Raw genomic sequence first — 14,822 nt, 5'->3', positions numbered from 1 at the left:
AATCGAATCCCAGGAGTGTACAGGTAGTACATGACTGGGATGAGTTTGAGCCATTACAAAAATCGAGCTTAGTTTTTAACATTTCATAAGGGGTTTTTCCAGCGTGTGCTTTCTGGGCTTAGTGACATCTAGAACCCTATAAACAAATCAAAAAAACGACACCATGGAGAATGCATTATGAAGACCGTCCGCTTTTCAAAAATAGTGATGGCGTTAATGATTGTTTCGTTCGCTTTTATGATCACATTGAATAACATTCTTGACTACCGTACCAATTATGCTTTTGTGCAACATGTGTTAAGTATGGATACGACTTTTCCGAACAATACACTAATGTACCGTGCTATCACTAGCGAGAGTCTATGGCATTTTAGCTATTGGTTAATCATCGCTGGAGAAGGTTTAATCTGTCTATTTTTTCTGATGGGTAGTCTGGCGCTTTGGCGCGCACGCTATGGTACGGCAGAGGTATTCCATCACGCAAAAAAGTGGATTTATGTCGGCGCGACAATGGCAATGTCGGTCTGGTTTTTTGGCTTTATGGTGATAGGTAGCGAATGGTTTTTAATGTGGCAATCACGTGAATGGAAGGGGCAAGAAGCGGCATTCCGGTTTTACATGAGCGTACTCGGGGTGTTGATTTACATCAATCAGAGGGATAGAGATATTTCTTTATGAAAAAGGCGTGTTTCCATAGACTTGTTGCCTAATAGTGGCTTGTTGCTTATTAAGCAACAATGCGCGCCATAGAAGATAGAAGGGCCTCTAAGCGATTTTTTCGCACAAGCTAATGCAAAACGTCCCCCTAAAAATGACTAAAAAATATTTGTTTCTTGATTAGGCAGCATCTCATGAAAATTTATAATGGATTCTGGCACCACTACTACCACCAATGATGAAAATGATGTACCGGGCCAATCCCTTTGCCGACCTCTAGACTGTCTGCCTGTAACAATGCCTGTTGTAGGTAATCTTTAGCTATTTGGACACTATCTTGCCAATTATCATGCCTGGGCCGTAATGCTGCTAATGCTGCCGATAAAGTACAACCCGTACCATGTGTATGACGCGTTTTCACCCGAGCACAAGCAAAACGGTATTCACCTCCTTCGCTGGTAAATAACCAGTCAGGGCTTTCGTCGCTATTTAGATGACCTCCTTTTATTAATACGTTTTTGCATCCTAAATCCAATAATCTCTGCCCCTGTTCACACATTTGCTTTTCATTTGCTTTTCATTTTGCGCAATTGGACAATCCAGCAATATCGCGGCTTCCGGCATATTTGGCGTCACCAGGGAGACCTGTGGTAACAGATATTGCTTGATGGCTTCTACGGCCGTTAGCGGCAATAACGGATCACCACTTTTAGCCAACATCACGGTGTCCAGTACCACAAAACCAAGGGAATTATCACGTAATTTTTCAGAGACAATCCGTACGATAGATTCATTGGCCAGCATACCTATTTTAGAGGTATCGATACGCACATCATTTAGCACTGAATCTAATTGGGCTGATACAAATTGGGGATCGACAGCACAAATTGCTTGCACACCAAGGGTATTTTGCGCAACCAATGCGGTGATTACACTGGTGCCATAGGCTCGTAACGCAGAAAAAGTTTTTAGATCTGCCTGAATGCCAGCACCACCACTAGGGTCGGTTCCTGCAATGGTGAGCGCGTTGATGCGTTTCAAAGGATCGAGGTCTCCATCATGTGTCTATGAAATTCGCTGTGTCAGTACTCTTTATTGAATTAACTGGTACTTTACTGGATTTGCGGCGCATAGGCCACCAGCGCATTCAAAAACAGTGGAAACTGCATTACAGAATACCAATAGCGCAAAAACTACTATGATTACCCGACCCGTTTTATTCAGTATGGGGATAGACTCAGTGTTATCAAAAAATCTGTTATCAGAAAATTGACAGTCGAAAAACAGCATCACGGCAGCTCCTATGATAATCACTGAAAACAGGATAAATGCCCATGTATAAAAATGCATACCGAGGATAATATGACCATATGCACCTGTCCCTGGGATAATATGCAACAAAATTTGCCGGCCAGAGATAATGGTACCAACGACAGCACTCAGAATTGTTAGAGCATAATGGCTGGGTCGTGGGCCAAAGCGTATATTAAGAGCCAATCCTATCCCTACACCGGCAAACCCAATACGTTGCAACAAGCAAAGCGGGCAGGGAATATCGTGAAAAATAATTTGGTCAATGAATGCGATTAGCAATACAACGCCAATTGTGCTAAGTCCGAGCAGATTTAATTTGCATGCAACAGAAGGTGACATCGTGCATTCCTTTTATACTCAGAGGGGGACATTAAGTGAACCAGAAGTATGTAACCGGAATAGGACGAGAGTTAACACAGTGGCGATCAACCAGAAGAAAAGTGCAGCTCGTCGTTTCCCATTTAGAATGAAAACCAGTCCACCGGCATAGAACAGAAATGGTAACGCCATCATCAGGTTATTCCTTATCAACTGATTGCAAATTTATCTCCCGAGTATAGTAGAAAATATTGACGCTTATTAGAAAGCTATTACACCCGCTGATACTTCATCGAAAATGATCTCAACATGCGTGGTGTAACTACGTTTTTTCGCCAATTTTCCTTGTCTGAGCATCGCCTATGACGATGTCGAATGGTTTCCTGGAGTTTATGTGACATTACTGAGTGGCATGAGCTCTACTTTGTCTTAACACTGACCGTGGATGATGACGGAGTATAAAATCATGATGAATTGTCATCTCTGTAAACAGGCCGCACTGTGTTTTTTTTGACATGAGGAAGTGATTATTTTAGAGTGCGGCAGCTTTTCTGTATGGGACTAAGCTTGGGGCAAAAGTACGAGGCAATTGGAATGTCTGTTTTTTTAATGACTACAAGTTAAGTAATAGGTTGCAATTCGTTTACCTTTAAAACTGGCTTTAGGTTGGTTTTTTTCTTGTGGAAAGAGGTTTCTAGCAAAGGTTTATTTTTTTATTGAGGAACGATAGATGAAAAAATGGAGTATTTTAGCGATGGTTTCAGCAGTGATGTTAAGCGGCTGTGCGACAATAGTCGGTAAGGATACGCAATTGGTTCAGGTTAACAGTGATCCAGCAGGTGCTCACTTTGCAATAAAGGATGAGACAGGCCAGTTAGTGGCACAAGGAACGACACCTCAGGGAGTGACACTGGAAAAATCTGATGGTAGTTACTTTGGTAAGAGAAACTATCAAATTACTTTTTCAAAAGACAAATACCAACCCACAACTTTACCCATTAGAGCCAGTGTAAACGGCTGGTATATTGGTAGCAACGTCCTGTTTGGTGGTTTGATTGGATGGCTGGTAGTCGATCCTTTCCACGGTGGTATGTATACATTGCGCCCGAAAGAAACGAAACCCGCTATGGTGCCCAGTGCCCATTGAAGTTGAGGTCTTATTACTAATTCGAAACCTGTTACATTCACTGACACTTCGTCATAAATGATCTCAACATGTTTATTATATGGGGTGCTACGGTTTCACAAGAAGTTATGACTTGGGTGGTGAACCGATTTGCAGTATCACCGGTCGATAGGTACTACTGGTAGCTATTTTTTCTGCAAATCGGCGAGCCACTGTAAAACAACCGACACCGCCAATGAGCGCACCCAAAGCAGCAATAGCATCGTTGGAAAATGAAGCCTGACAAACAGTAGCGCCGATAATTAAGCCCAATAAAGGTGTCAGGTAAATGAGCAAAGCAGAACGTAATACACTGCTTCCACGGATACCGACCTCTACTCGCTGACCTGGTTGCAAAGCCTGCGCTATCGGTATCTGCAGTCGATGTTCCGGCCGTGAAAAAAACTCATCCAACAGTGCTTTTCCACACCCCCCCGATGAATTGCAGCGCTTGCATCCTGTACGCGGTTGGTAACTTAGCAAGGCCATCCCTTGTTGCCATGATATCACTGTAGCCCATTCTTTCATCATACTTAAACCTTCAAATGAACCTTTTGCGAGATCTATTGTGTTGCCAATTGAGTGTCAGGGGCATGAACAGAGGTCGGTAACGGCTCCAGCCTGACAAAGGGTATGTGTTGGTCCAACCCAAATCCTTGTTCCACACGTTTACGTTGTTTTTGTACTTGTTGTTGTTGGCTATCGCCAAAAGTTCCATCGACAGGAACACCGAAACTAACCGGTGAAGCTTTACCTCCCATCATTGGCAAAGTATTAAATACTGGAGATTCTGGTTGTAAATTTAACATTGCCGGTTGATTACGTTGTTGGCTATATTGTTGAACACCGACAACTACCGCCAGGCAAACGCAGGCGGCCACGGCAACTTGAGTCAACTGGCTTGCCCAGGGGCAAACTTTTTGCCAATGCCAGCCGGATGGTCGTGGTTGATGTTCAGGCACACCAGCAGGGTTCAAAGGCACAACGGTCGCTTTTTCTCCTTCTTGCGCGTCGACGATTTTAATCACCTGCGCAACGGAATGGGCAATATCTATATGCAGCATCGCGCCCACGGCCTGATCTCTGCGTAGAACACCACGGATCATGTGGTAACGTTGCCAACGTTGCTGAAGTTCGTCATCCTTTAATAAAGAATCTATCAGCTTAGTATCGAGAATTTCTCCATCCATCAAGGCGGAAAGCTTTTCTTTCTGCATGATTAAATACCTTTGCATATCCACTACTGCTGGATTAGTGGCTGAATTTTGTTATCGATAGTTTCCCTAGCCCGGAAAATACGTGAACGGACGGTACCAACCGGGCAATCCATAATGGTCGCTATTTCCTCATAGCTTAAACCCTCTAACTCACGAAGCATAATCGCCATACGGAGATCTGCTGGCAGTGATGCGATGGTTCGAAAAACCGTCTGCTCCAACTCCTCGGACAATATTAAGTTCTCAGGGTTCGATATTTCTTTTAATGCGGATGAATTTTCGTAATATTCAGCCTCATTGACATCGACATCACTTGAAGGAGGACGTCGTCCCTGAGAAATCAGATGGTTCTTCGCCGTATTCACTGCTATGCGGTACAACCATGTATAAAAAGCGCTTTCACCGCGGAATGACTCTAACGCACGATAGGCTTTAATAAAAGACTCCTGTACTACGTCGGGTATATCCCCCAGTGGAACGTATCGGGACATCAAACTAGCAACCTTATGCTGGTAACGGATGACCAGTAGGTTGAATGCTCGTTGATCCCCTTGTTGTACCCGATCAACCAATACTTGATCTGTTAACGGCTCGCTCATTCGGGGTAGACTCCCCGAAATCTATTGCTAGGTAAAAAAAAGTAGTATTGATCATATAATTATTTTCCTGAGCAAGCTTGGTTGGGAAGCTGTTTACCTGGAGGATACTACATCCGTAGCTTTTGCTTAACCAAATAGGCTAACATGAAACTTTATTTTCTTCTGTAGGCATCATACCTTATGCCAGCATCATCTGAACATGTTAGTGATGTATTGATCATCGGAAGCGGAGCAGCAGGTTTATCACTGGCTTTGCGGCTTGCGTCACCACATTGTAATGTCACTGTCCTGAGTAAAGGATTACTTCAAGAGGGGCCACGCTTTATGCGCAAGGCGGCATCGCTGCCGTTTTTGATGAAACGGACAGTATAGCATCACACATTAAAGATACGGAGATCGCGGGTGCGGGGCTATGTGACACAATGGTAGTTGAATTTATCGCCAGTAACGCCCGTTTTTGCGTAGATTGGCTTATCGAACAAGGTGTCATTTTTGATCGAGAGACCGATATACATGGTGAAAAGCGTTATCATTTAACCCGTGAAGGGGTCATAGTCACCGTCGAATTTTACATAGTGCTGATGCGACAGGCAAAGCGGTACAGAATACGCTAACAGGTAAGGCAAGTGCTCATCCCAATATCTGTGTGAAAGAACGCTGTAATGCGGTCGACCTGATTATTTCTAACAAAATCGGTTTACCCGGCACCAAACGTGTTGTCGGTGCCTATGTCTGGAATCGTGAGTTAGAAGAAGTAGAGACTTTTCAGGCGAAGGCAGTGGTATTAGCCACTGGCGGCGCGGCTAAGGTTTATCAATATACCACCAACCCGGATGTTTCTTCTGGTGATGGTATCGCGATGGCGTGGCGAGCCGGCTGCCGAGTAGCTAACCTCGAATTTAACCAGTTTCATCCTACCTGTTTATTTCATCCGTCAGCGCGAAATTTCCTGTTGACCGAAGCGTTACGTGGTGAGGGTGCCTATCTTAAACGCCCTGATGGTAGCCGTTTTATGCCCGATTTTGATTCACGCGCTGAACTGGCACCCCGTGATATCGTTGCCAGAGCCATTGATCATGAAATGAAACGATTGGGCACAGACTGTATGTATTTGGATATCAGTCACAAACCTAGTGACTTTGTTATACAGCATTTTCCGATGATTTATGAAAAGCTGCTGTCATTGGATATTGATCTGACCATTGATGCGATTCCCATCGTACCCGCAGCGCATTACACCTGTGGGGGAGTGATAGTGGATCAACATGGTCGTACTGATCTGGACGGTTTGTATGCCATTGGTGAAGTAAGTTACAGTGGATTACACGGCGCCAATCGCATGGCTTCAAATTCACTACTAGAGTGTCTGGTGTATGGCTGGTCAGCGGCGGAAGATATTCTGACGCGTCTACCGCGTGAAGAGCTGACCAGTAGTCTGCCTCAATGGGATGAAAGCAGGGTGGATAATTCTGATGAACAAGTGGTTATTCAACATAATTGGCATGAATTGCGTTTATTTATGTGGAATTATGTCGGCATTGAGCGAACCACTAAAAGATTAGAACGTGCGTTACGGCGGATCAATATACTACAGCAAGAAGTTAATGAGTATTACGCTAACTTTCGTCTCTCAAACAATCTGCTGGAGTTACGTAACCTAGTACAGGTAGCTGAATTGATTGTTCGCTGCGCCATGGAAAGAAAAGAAAGCCGGGGCTTACATTATATTCTTGATTATCCAGATAAAATAGACAATCCACAACCTACTATTCTCAGCCCTTGAACTTGACACCATAACCTGAGTGGATATGCTATGCTTCTGCTGGCCTGCTGATTGTCACTCCACACTTTTGGAGGATTTATGGATCACCGTTTACTTGAAATCATTGCTTGCCCCGTCTGCAACGGCAAATTGTATTTTAATAAAGAACATCTTGAATTGGTATGTAAAGCTGATAACCGGGCTTATCCTGTGCGGGATAACATTCCTGTTCTGTTGGAAAGCGCCGCTTACCCTCCTACTGTCGATGAGAAACTAACATGAGCTTTGTTGTCATTATTCCCGCTCGTTATGAATCACGTCGTTTACCTGGTAAGCCTCTGGCTGATATTGATGGTAAGGCGATGGTGTTGCACGTTATGGAGCGAGCACTGCAATCGGGTGCTGGGCGGGTGATTATCGCTACTGATAATAATGCTGTGGTGAAGGTCGTTGAGGCTGCTGGAGGAGAAGCCTGTCTCACCGGGCTCGATCATCAGAGTGGTACTGAGCGGCTAGCTGAGGTTATTAAACGGTATGGTTTTCCTGCCGATAATATTATCGTTAATGTACAGGGTGATGAGCCACTCATTCCTCCCGCGATTATCCGACAGGTTGTAGATAACTTGGCAACATGCGGCGCGAGTATGGCGACACTGGCAGTGCCTATTGAAAGTGGTGACGAGGTCTTCGACCCTAACGTAGTGAAAGTGGTGAGAGATGCGAAAGACTACGCGCTCTATTTTTCCCGTGCACCTATCCCTTGGGATCGGCAGCGTTTTTCTCAATCGAAAAGCAATATTGATGTAAGTCTTTTGCGGCATATCGGCATTTATGCTTACCCTGCAGCTTTTGTCCAGCGTTATGTCGATTGGTCATCCAGTCCAATGGAAAAAGTTGAATCACTTGAACAACTGCGAGTGCTGTGGCACGGCGAAAAAATTCATGTAGCACTAGCACAGGAGATACCTACTGTAGGGGGGATTGATACTCCAGAAGATCTGCAAAGAGTACGGGATATTTTTCCCTCGGTGAAATAGGTCTTTGCAGAGCTAGTGTTTGTTACCTGAAGTCAAGGATCCAGGATGAGTGAAATTTCCCAGACAATACCCGAGCTGATCGCTTGGGCACGAAAAAATGATTTTTCGATTACACTCCCTACTGAACGTCTCACCTTTCTGTTAGCCATCGCGATGCTTAATGGCGAAAGATTAGACTGTGAAATGAGCGAAAGCGAGTTGATTGATGTATTTCGTTATGTCAGTAGCGGATTTGAACAAACTCATGACACTGTCGTGCTACGTGCCAACAACGCCATTAATGATATGGTACGGCAGCGCCTGTTAAACCGTTTTACCACTGATTTGGCAGATGGCAATGCAATTTATCGTTTAACCCCTTTGGGTATTAATATTACCGATCATTATATTCATCAACGCGAGTTTTCAACGCTACGCCTTTCGATGCAACTCGAGGTTGTCGCACAAGAATTACATCGAGCAGCAGATGTGGCAGAAGAAAGCGGTGATGAATTCCATTGGCAACGCCATGTTTTTGCGCCTTTGAAATACTCGGTTGCGGAAATTTTTGACAGTATTGATATCAGCCAGCGGTTAATGGATGAACAACAAAATAGCGTCAAAGAAGATATCGCTGCGTTATTGAATCAAAACTGGCGTGCCGCCATTGCCAATTGTGAATTATTGCTCTCGGAAACTTCAGGTACACTTCGTGAATTACAAGATACGTTAGAAGCAGCAGGAGGTAAACTACAAACCAATTTGCTGCGTATCCAGGAGGCGACCTGTGGTAATGTTGCATTGGAGCGGATTGACCACCTGGTTTCTGCCTTGCAAAACAAACTGGATCGTATTATCGGCTGGGGTCAACAGACTATTGATTTGTGGATCCACTATGATCGTCATGTACATAAATTTATCCGTACCGCGATTGACATGGATAAAAACCGTGTCTTTGCACAGCGATTACGCCAATCGGTACAAAATTACTTCGATAATCCTTGGACACTGGTGTTCGCTAATGCTGATCGCCTGCTAGATATGCGTGATGAAACCCTAGCACTGTGCAGTGAAGAAGTCACAGGTGAATTACCACAGGATTTGGAATTTGAAGAGTTCAATGAGATTTGCCAACAACTGGCCGCTATCATCGCACAAGCATTGGCTGTTTTTCCACAACAAGCAAAACCACTTAATCTGGCGGAGGTGATGCGTGATTATCTGGCGCAGTATCCGCGCGCCCGTCATTTTGATGTAGCACGTATTTTGGTTGACCAAGCGGTTCGACTTGGTATAGCTGAAGCCGATTTTTCTGGACTATCCCCCGAATGGTTGGCGATTAATGATTACGGAGCCAAGGTGCAAGCCCATGTCATCGACAAATATTGACCTCATTATGCCGCTCAAGCTGGCGCAGGCATTAGCCAACTCATTATTTCCTTCTTTGGACAGTCAACTACGTGCTGGACGTCATATTGGCTTCGATGAACTGGATAACCATGCTTTTTTGATGGATTTTCAAGAGCCGTTGGAAGAATTTTACCGGCGCTACAATGTGGAGTTGATCCGTGCCACCGAAGGTTTTTTCTACTTAAGACCACGTTCCACCACCTTGATCCCTCGTTCTGTACTGTCTCAGCTGGATATGATCGTGGGTAAAATCCTGTGTTATCTCTACCTTAGTCCTGAACGCCTTGCTCATCAAGGGATCTTTAGCCAACAGGATCTGTATGCAGAACTGATAACGTTGGCAGATGAAAGCAAATTGCTTAAATTGGTTAATCAGCGTTCTAGCGGCTCAGATTTAGATAAACAGAAGCTACAAGAAAAGGTACGCGTCTCCCTTAACCGCTTGCGTCGTTTGGGTATGCTTCATTTTATCGGTAGTGACAGTAGCCGATTTCGCATTACTGAAGCGGTATTTCGTTTTGGTACCGATGTCCGTAGTGGCGACGATCCACGGCAAGCACAATTACGGATGATTCAGGATAGTGAGGCGATGGCGGTTGAAAAGGGTTTATTAGGGCATAACGACGATACTGAAGCGGATGCTGTAGTGGACAATAAATAGTGGACAGTACGATAACGGAAAAGACGCTAGCGGAAAACACAGAGGATGAGTAGTGATGATTGAATCAGGCATAATCGAACGAGGTAAGTTTCGCTCACTGACATTGGTTAACTGGAATGGTTTTTTTGCTCGCACTTTCGATCTGGATGAATTAGTCACCACTTTATCAGGCGGTAACGGTGCGGGTAAATCCACGACTATGGCTGCTTTTGTCACCGCCTTGATCCCGGATCTGACCTTACTGCATTTTCGTAATACCACGGAAGCCGGTGCTACCACGGGTTCGCGTGATAAAGGTTTACACGGCAAATTGCGTGCTGGAGTCTGTTATGCCACTCTGGATGTTGTGAATTCGCGTCATCAACGGATATTGCTGGGCGTGCGTTTACAACAGGTGGTGGGGCGGGATCGTAAGGTTGATATTAAACCCTTTACCATTCAGGGATTGCCGATCACGCTTCAGCCAACACAAATACTGACGGAAATACTGAGTCAACGTCAGGCACGAGTTCTCACCTTAGCTGAGCTGAAAGTGCGCCTTGAGGAGATAGAAGGGGTACAATTTAAGCAGTTTAATTCGATTACTGATTACCACTCTTTGATGTTTGATTTGGGTGTGATCCCAAAACGGCTGCGTTCTGCGTCTGATCGCAGTAAATTTTATCGATTGATAGAGGCCTCTTTATACGGTGGTATTTCCAGTGCCATCACACGCTCACTGCGGGATTACCTGTTACCGGAAAATAGCGGTGTGCGTAAAGCTTTTCAGGACATGGAAGCGGCATTGCGGGAAAACCGCATGACATTGGAGGCGATACGTACTACTCAGTCGGACAGGGATCTATTTAAACACTTGATTACAGAATCGACACATTACGTCGCTGCCGATTATATGCGCCATGCCAATGAACGGCGTATTCATCTTGATAGTAGCCTGGTTCTACGGGGAGAGCTGTTTAGCAACCGTCAAAAACTGCAGGTGGAACAGTATCGTTATGTTGAGATGGTGCGCGAATTGGCAGAAAAAAGTAGCTCAGAGTCAGTTTTGGAAGCGGATCATCAAGCTGCCAACGATCATTTGAATCTGGTGCAAACAGTCCTACGTCAGCAGGAGAAAATCGAACGTTATCAGAGCGATTTAGAAGAGTTAGCTTATCGACTGGAAGAACAAGGTGCAGTGATGGCTGATGCGGCGGATCAGCAAGCAGCAAATGAAGCAAAAGCTGAAGCTGCAGAGCAAGAAGTCGATGAACTAAAAAATCAATTGGCGGACTACCAACAGGCGTTGGATGTGCAACAGACCCGTGCCATTCAGTATCAACAGGCGTTGCAAGCATTGGATCGTGCTCGCACACTGTGCCAGTTGCCCGAACTGGCAGCCGATAATGCTGAACACTGGTTGGCAACTTTTCATGCTGTCGATCAAGAAAAAACTGCCGCTTTACTTCAGATTGAGCAAAAACTGAGTGTGGCAGAGGTTGCTCACAGCCAGTTTGAGCAGGCTTATCAACTCGTGATCAATATCGCTGGGCAGGTAGATCGTGCTCAGGCCTGGCAAAGTGCGCGTGAGTTATTACGCGATTGGCCGGCACAACAACATCTGGCGGAGCGTGTACAGCCATTACATATCGCTTTATCCGAATTGGACCAGCGTTTGCGTGCTCAACGGGATGTCGAACGGATGTTGCAAGAATTTTGTAAAGATCAGGAGCAGCAGTATCAACCCGAAGAGCTGGTAGATCTGCAACGTGAATTGGAGCAACAAGTTGCTACACTCTCACTCGGAGTCAACGACGTGGCAGAACGTCGTATGGAAATACGTCAAGAGTTGGAGCAAATTAAACAAAAAATTGCCACGTTAACTGCCCGCGCGCCCATCTGGTTGGTGGCACAGGATGCGTTGCATCAGCTCAATGAGCAGAGAAAGGGAATATTAGCGCTGTGGCGCCATCACAGCGAGTGGCATGTATTGGAAAATAGTGCTCAGATGACGGAGTACATGCAGCAATTGTTTGAATATGAACGTAAAATCACGATTGAACGCGACACAGTAGCGAATAAGCAACGTGAAATTGAAATACAGATTGAACGTTTGAACCAGCCAAATGGGGCGGAAGATCCACGATTACTCGTACTCGCAGAGCGTTTTGGTGGCGTGCTGTTATCAGAAATTTATGACGACATTACCCTTGACGACGCTGCCTATTTTTCTGCCCTTTATGGCCCTGCACGTTATGGCATTGTCGTGCCAGATCTATCGTTGTTAGTGGGACAACTGCAAAATCTAGAAGATTGTCCAGAAGATCTTTATCTGATCGAAGGGGATCCTCAATCGTTCAATAACGATGTTTTCACTGTAGAAGAGCATGGAAAAGCGGTACTAGTGAAAATCGCTGATCGCCAATGGCGTTATTCTTGCTATCCCAAAATGCCGTTATTTGGTCGTGCCGCCCGTGAAAATCACCTTGAAGTGTTATATTTGGAGCGAGCTAACTTAGCTCAGCGCTACGCTCTGCTGTCGTTTGACGTACAAAAAATTCAGCGTGTGCATCAGGCATGCAGTCATTTTATTGGTACTCACCTGTCTGTTGTTTTTGATACTGATCCAGAAGCGGAAATTCGGTTGCTTAATATTCGACGTACTGAAGTAGAACGTAATTTAACTACCCATGAAAATCAGAATCAGCAACATCAACAACAGCTTGAACGGGCAAAAGAAGCAATTTCTTCCCTTAATAAATTGATCCCTTTCGTTTCTTTACTGCTTGACGATGGGTTGCAACACCGTGTAGAAAAAATGACCGCTGAGCAGGCAGTGGCTGGCCTCGCTGCTCGTCATATTCAGCAACATGGTGAATCTTTAGCTAAATTGGAGCCTTTGCTTGCAGTATTACAAAGTGATCCACAGCAACACAAACAGTTGCAGGCAGATTACCTACAAACGAAGCAGCAGCAGCAGCAAGCCAAACAACAAACATTTGCTTTAACTGAAGTGGTGCAACGGCGAGTTCACTTTAGCTACAGTGATTCGGCTGGTATGTTAATAGAAAATGCAGATCTTAATGACGGATTGCGCCAACGTCTTGAACATGCGGAAACAGCACGTACCCGTGCTCGTGAACGATGGCGAGAGTATCAGGTTCAATTTACCCAGTACAATCAAGTTCTAGCATCGTTGAAAAGTTCTTATGATACCAAAAAAGAAGTGTTGAAAGAGCTCGCTCAGGAGTTACAGGATAGTGGTATACAGGCCGATATCAATGCTTACGAACGTGCTTCGAGGCATCGCGATGAATTGCATAGAGCGCTTCGTGACAATCGTTTACAACGTAATCAGTTAGAAAAACAGCTGATGTACTCTGAGGCAGAGACGGATAATTTACAGAAAAAGCAAGGCAAATTAGAACGCGATTACCGTCAGATGCGGGAACGAATTGTTAATGCAAAAGCGGGCTGGTGTCGGATTATGAGCATGGTGAAAGACAACGGTATTGAACGCCGCCTGCACCGCCGTGAGCTGGCCTATAGGGGGCGGATGAGCTTCGTTCGATGTCGGATAAAGCGCTAGGTGCATTACGGCTGGCGGTCGCTGACAATGAGCATCTGCGTGATGTACTACGTTTATCGGAAGATCCTAAACATCCAGAGCGAAAAATTGCTTTCTATATTGCTGTTTACCAGCATTTACGGGAACGTATCCGTCAGGATATTATCCACACCGATGATCCGGTGGAAGCTATCGAGCAAATGGAAATTGAATTGGGACGCTTGACTGAAGAATTAACTACACGTGAGCAAAAACTAGCCATCAGTTGTAAAAGCGTCGCTAATATTATCCGTAAAACCATTCAACGGGAACAAAATCGGATCCGTATGTTAAACCAGGGCTTGCAAACCGTTTCCTTTGGTCAGGTAAAAAGTGTACGGCTTCATGTAAATATACGTGAAGCTCATGCTAGCTTACTGGAAGTACTTTCTGAGCAGCAAGAACAACATCAGGATCTGTTTAACAGTAATCGTTTAACTTTTTCTGAAGCATTAGCAAAATTGTATCAGCGCCTCAATCCTCAGGTGGATATGGGGCAGCGTTTGCCGCAGACGGTCGGTGAAGAACTATTAGATTATCGCAATTATCTGGAATTGACGGTGGAAGTTTACCGTGGCGCTGATGGTTGGCTAAAAGCGGAAAGTGGTGCATTATCAACAGGTGAAGCGATAGGTACAGGTATGTCGATTCTTGTTATGGTCGTGCAAAGTTGGGAAGAAGAATCACGGCGTTTACGGGGCAAAGATATTTCACCCTGTCGTTTACTCTTCCTTGATGAAGCTGCTCGATTGGATGCCAAATCTATCGCCACGCTGTTTGAATTATGTGCACGATTGGAAATGCAGTTAATTATTGCAGCACCAGAAAATATCAGTCCCGAAAAAGGTACAACGTACAAATTGGTGCGAAAAGTATTTAATAATCATGAACACGTTCATGTGGTTGGATTACGTGGCTTTGTTAACACGTCTCTTGAAGAAGAGGTTGTAGCTGTATAGGTTCGTCAAAAACGCGCTCAAAATGCTCACTTACTCCCTTTTTGTTGCATACAAAGAGTAAACTACACTTTTTCGCGCGTTTTTTCCTCGTCTGAGCGTCGCTCAAGAAGATTTGAAACAGGCTCTTAGGCGAGCTATCTCGGCCAGGGGTTGGCTAT

The 14,822-nt window shown here is 44.9% G+C and carries 11 protein-coding genes and 3 pseudogenes; 8 read left to right on the top strand and 6 right to left on the bottom strand.

Features of this window, described 5'->3' with window-relative positions; translation table 11 throughout:
• The first annotated feature begins 177 nt into the window (after nucleotides 1-177).
• A complete protein-coding gene (locus tag CCS41_RS10690; RefSeq protein WP_072550116.1) occupies nucleotides 178-678 on the top strand; it encodes a DUF2165 family protein in 501 nt (166 codons plus the stop codon).
• 205 nt (nucleotides 679-883) lie between these two features.
• Here CCS41_RS10690 and thiD read toward each other — a convergent pair.
• The 3 genes and pseudogenes from thiD to CCS41_RS15710 form a co-directional block, all read right to left on the bottom strand.
• Nucleotides 884-1,698, bottom strand: a pseudogene (thiD, locus tag CCS41_RS10685) (bifunctional hydroxymethylpyrimidine kinase/phosphomethylpyrimidine kinase).
• 51 nt (nucleotides 1,699-1,749) lie between these two features.
• Nucleotides 1,750-2,310 (bottom strand): disulfide bond formation protein B, encoded by a 561-nt coding sequence (locus tag CCS41_RS10680; RefSeq protein ID WP_072550115.1) that lies wholly within the window; start codon nucleotides 2,308-2,310, stop codon nucleotides 1,750-1,752.
• 18 nt (nucleotides 2,311-2,328) lie between these two features.
• Entirely contained in the window at nucleotides 2,329-2,484 is a 156-nt protein-coding gene (locus CCS41_RS15710; RefSeq protein WP_162860059.1) for a DUF5993 family protein, read from the bottom strand.
• Between the two features lie 535 nt (nucleotides 2,485-3,019).
• Here CCS41_RS15710 and CCS41_RS10675 point away from each other — a divergent pair.
• Complete coding sequence (locus tag CCS41_RS10675) at nucleotides 3,020-3,436, top strand: hypothetical protein (RefSeq protein WP_072550114.1); 417 nt, start codon at nucleotides 3,020-3,022, stop codon at nucleotides 3,434-3,436.
• A gap of 105 nt (nucleotides 3,437-3,541) precedes the next feature.
• Here the strand turns inward: CCS41_RS10675 and rseC are convergent, their stop codons facing one another.
• Genes rseC through rpoE form a run of 3 tightly spaced genes read right to left on the bottom strand, consistent with a single transcriptional unit; the run spans nucleotide 3,542 to nucleotide 5,270 of the window.
• Complete coding sequence (gene rseC, locus CCS41_RS10670; RefSeq protein WP_072550113.1) at nucleotides 3,542-3,985, bottom strand: SoxR-reducing system protein RseC; 444 nt, start codon at nucleotides 3,983-3,985, stop codon at nucleotides 3,542-3,544.
• A 32-nt stretch (nucleotides 3,986-4,017) separates the two neighbouring features.
• Nucleotides 4,018-4,671 (bottom strand): RseA family anti-sigma factor, encoded by a 654-nt coding sequence (locus tag CCS41_RS10665; RefSeq protein ID WP_072550112.1) that lies wholly within the window; start codon nucleotides 4,669-4,671, stop codon nucleotides 4,018-4,020.
• A 23-nt stretch (nucleotides 4,672-4,694) separates the two neighbouring features.
• Nucleotides 4,695-5,270 (bottom strand): RNA polymerase sigma factor RpoE, encoded by a 576-nt coding sequence (gene rpoE / locus CCS41_RS10660; protein WP_072550111.1) that lies wholly within the window; start codon nucleotides 5,268-5,270, stop codon nucleotides 4,695-4,697.
• A 180-nt stretch (nucleotides 5,271-5,450) separates the two neighbouring features.
• On the opposite strand from rpoE, the pseudogene nadB reads away from it, so the two are divergent.
• From nadB to mukB, 6 genes and pseudogenes are all read left to right on the top strand, one after another.
• A pseudogene (nadB, locus tag CCS41_RS10655) lies at nucleotides 5,451-7,053 on the top strand (L-aspartate oxidase).
• Between the two features lie 78 nt (nucleotides 7,054-7,131).
• Complete coding sequence (locus CCS41_RS10650) at nucleotides 7,132-7,314, top strand: Trm112 family protein (RefSeq protein WP_072550109.1); 183 nt, start codon at nucleotides 7,132-7,134, stop codon at nucleotides 7,312-7,314.
• Nucleotides 7,311-8,069 (top strand): 3-deoxy-manno-octulosonate cytidylyltransferase, encoded by a 759-nt coding sequence (gene kdsB / locus CCS41_RS10645; RefSeq protein WP_072550108.1) that lies wholly within the window; start codon nucleotides 7,311-7,313, stop codon nucleotides 8,067-8,069. The genes CCS41_RS10650 and kdsB overlap by 4 nt, the downstream gene beginning before the upstream one ends.
• Before the next feature lie 45 nt (nucleotides 8,070-8,114).
• Entirely contained in the window at nucleotides 8,115-9,437 is a 1,323-nt protein-coding gene (mukF, locus tag CCS41_RS10640; RefSeq protein WP_072550107.1) for a chromosome partition protein MukF, read from the top strand.
• A complete protein-coding gene (gene mukE / locus CCS41_RS10635; RefSeq protein WP_072550106.1) occupies nucleotides 9,418-10,119 on the top strand; it encodes a chromosome partition protein MukE in 702 nt (233 codons plus the stop codon). The genes mukF and mukE overlap by 20 nt, the downstream gene beginning before the upstream one ends.
• 70 nt (nucleotides 10,120-10,189) lie before the next feature.
• Nucleotides 10,190-14,664: pseudogene (mukB, locus tag CCS41_RS10630) on the top strand (chromosome partition protein MukB).
• Nucleotides 14,665-14,822 lie beyond the last annotated feature (158 nt).

Origin of the sequence: Candidatus Fukatsuia symbiotica (assembly GCF_003122425.1) — a bacterium.
Classification (GTDB): domain Bacteria; phylum Pseudomonadota; class Gammaproteobacteria; order Enterobacterales; family Enterobacteriaceae; genus Fukatsuia; species Fukatsuia symbiotica.
This window is presented reverse-complemented; position numbering and strand designations above follow the sequence as displayed.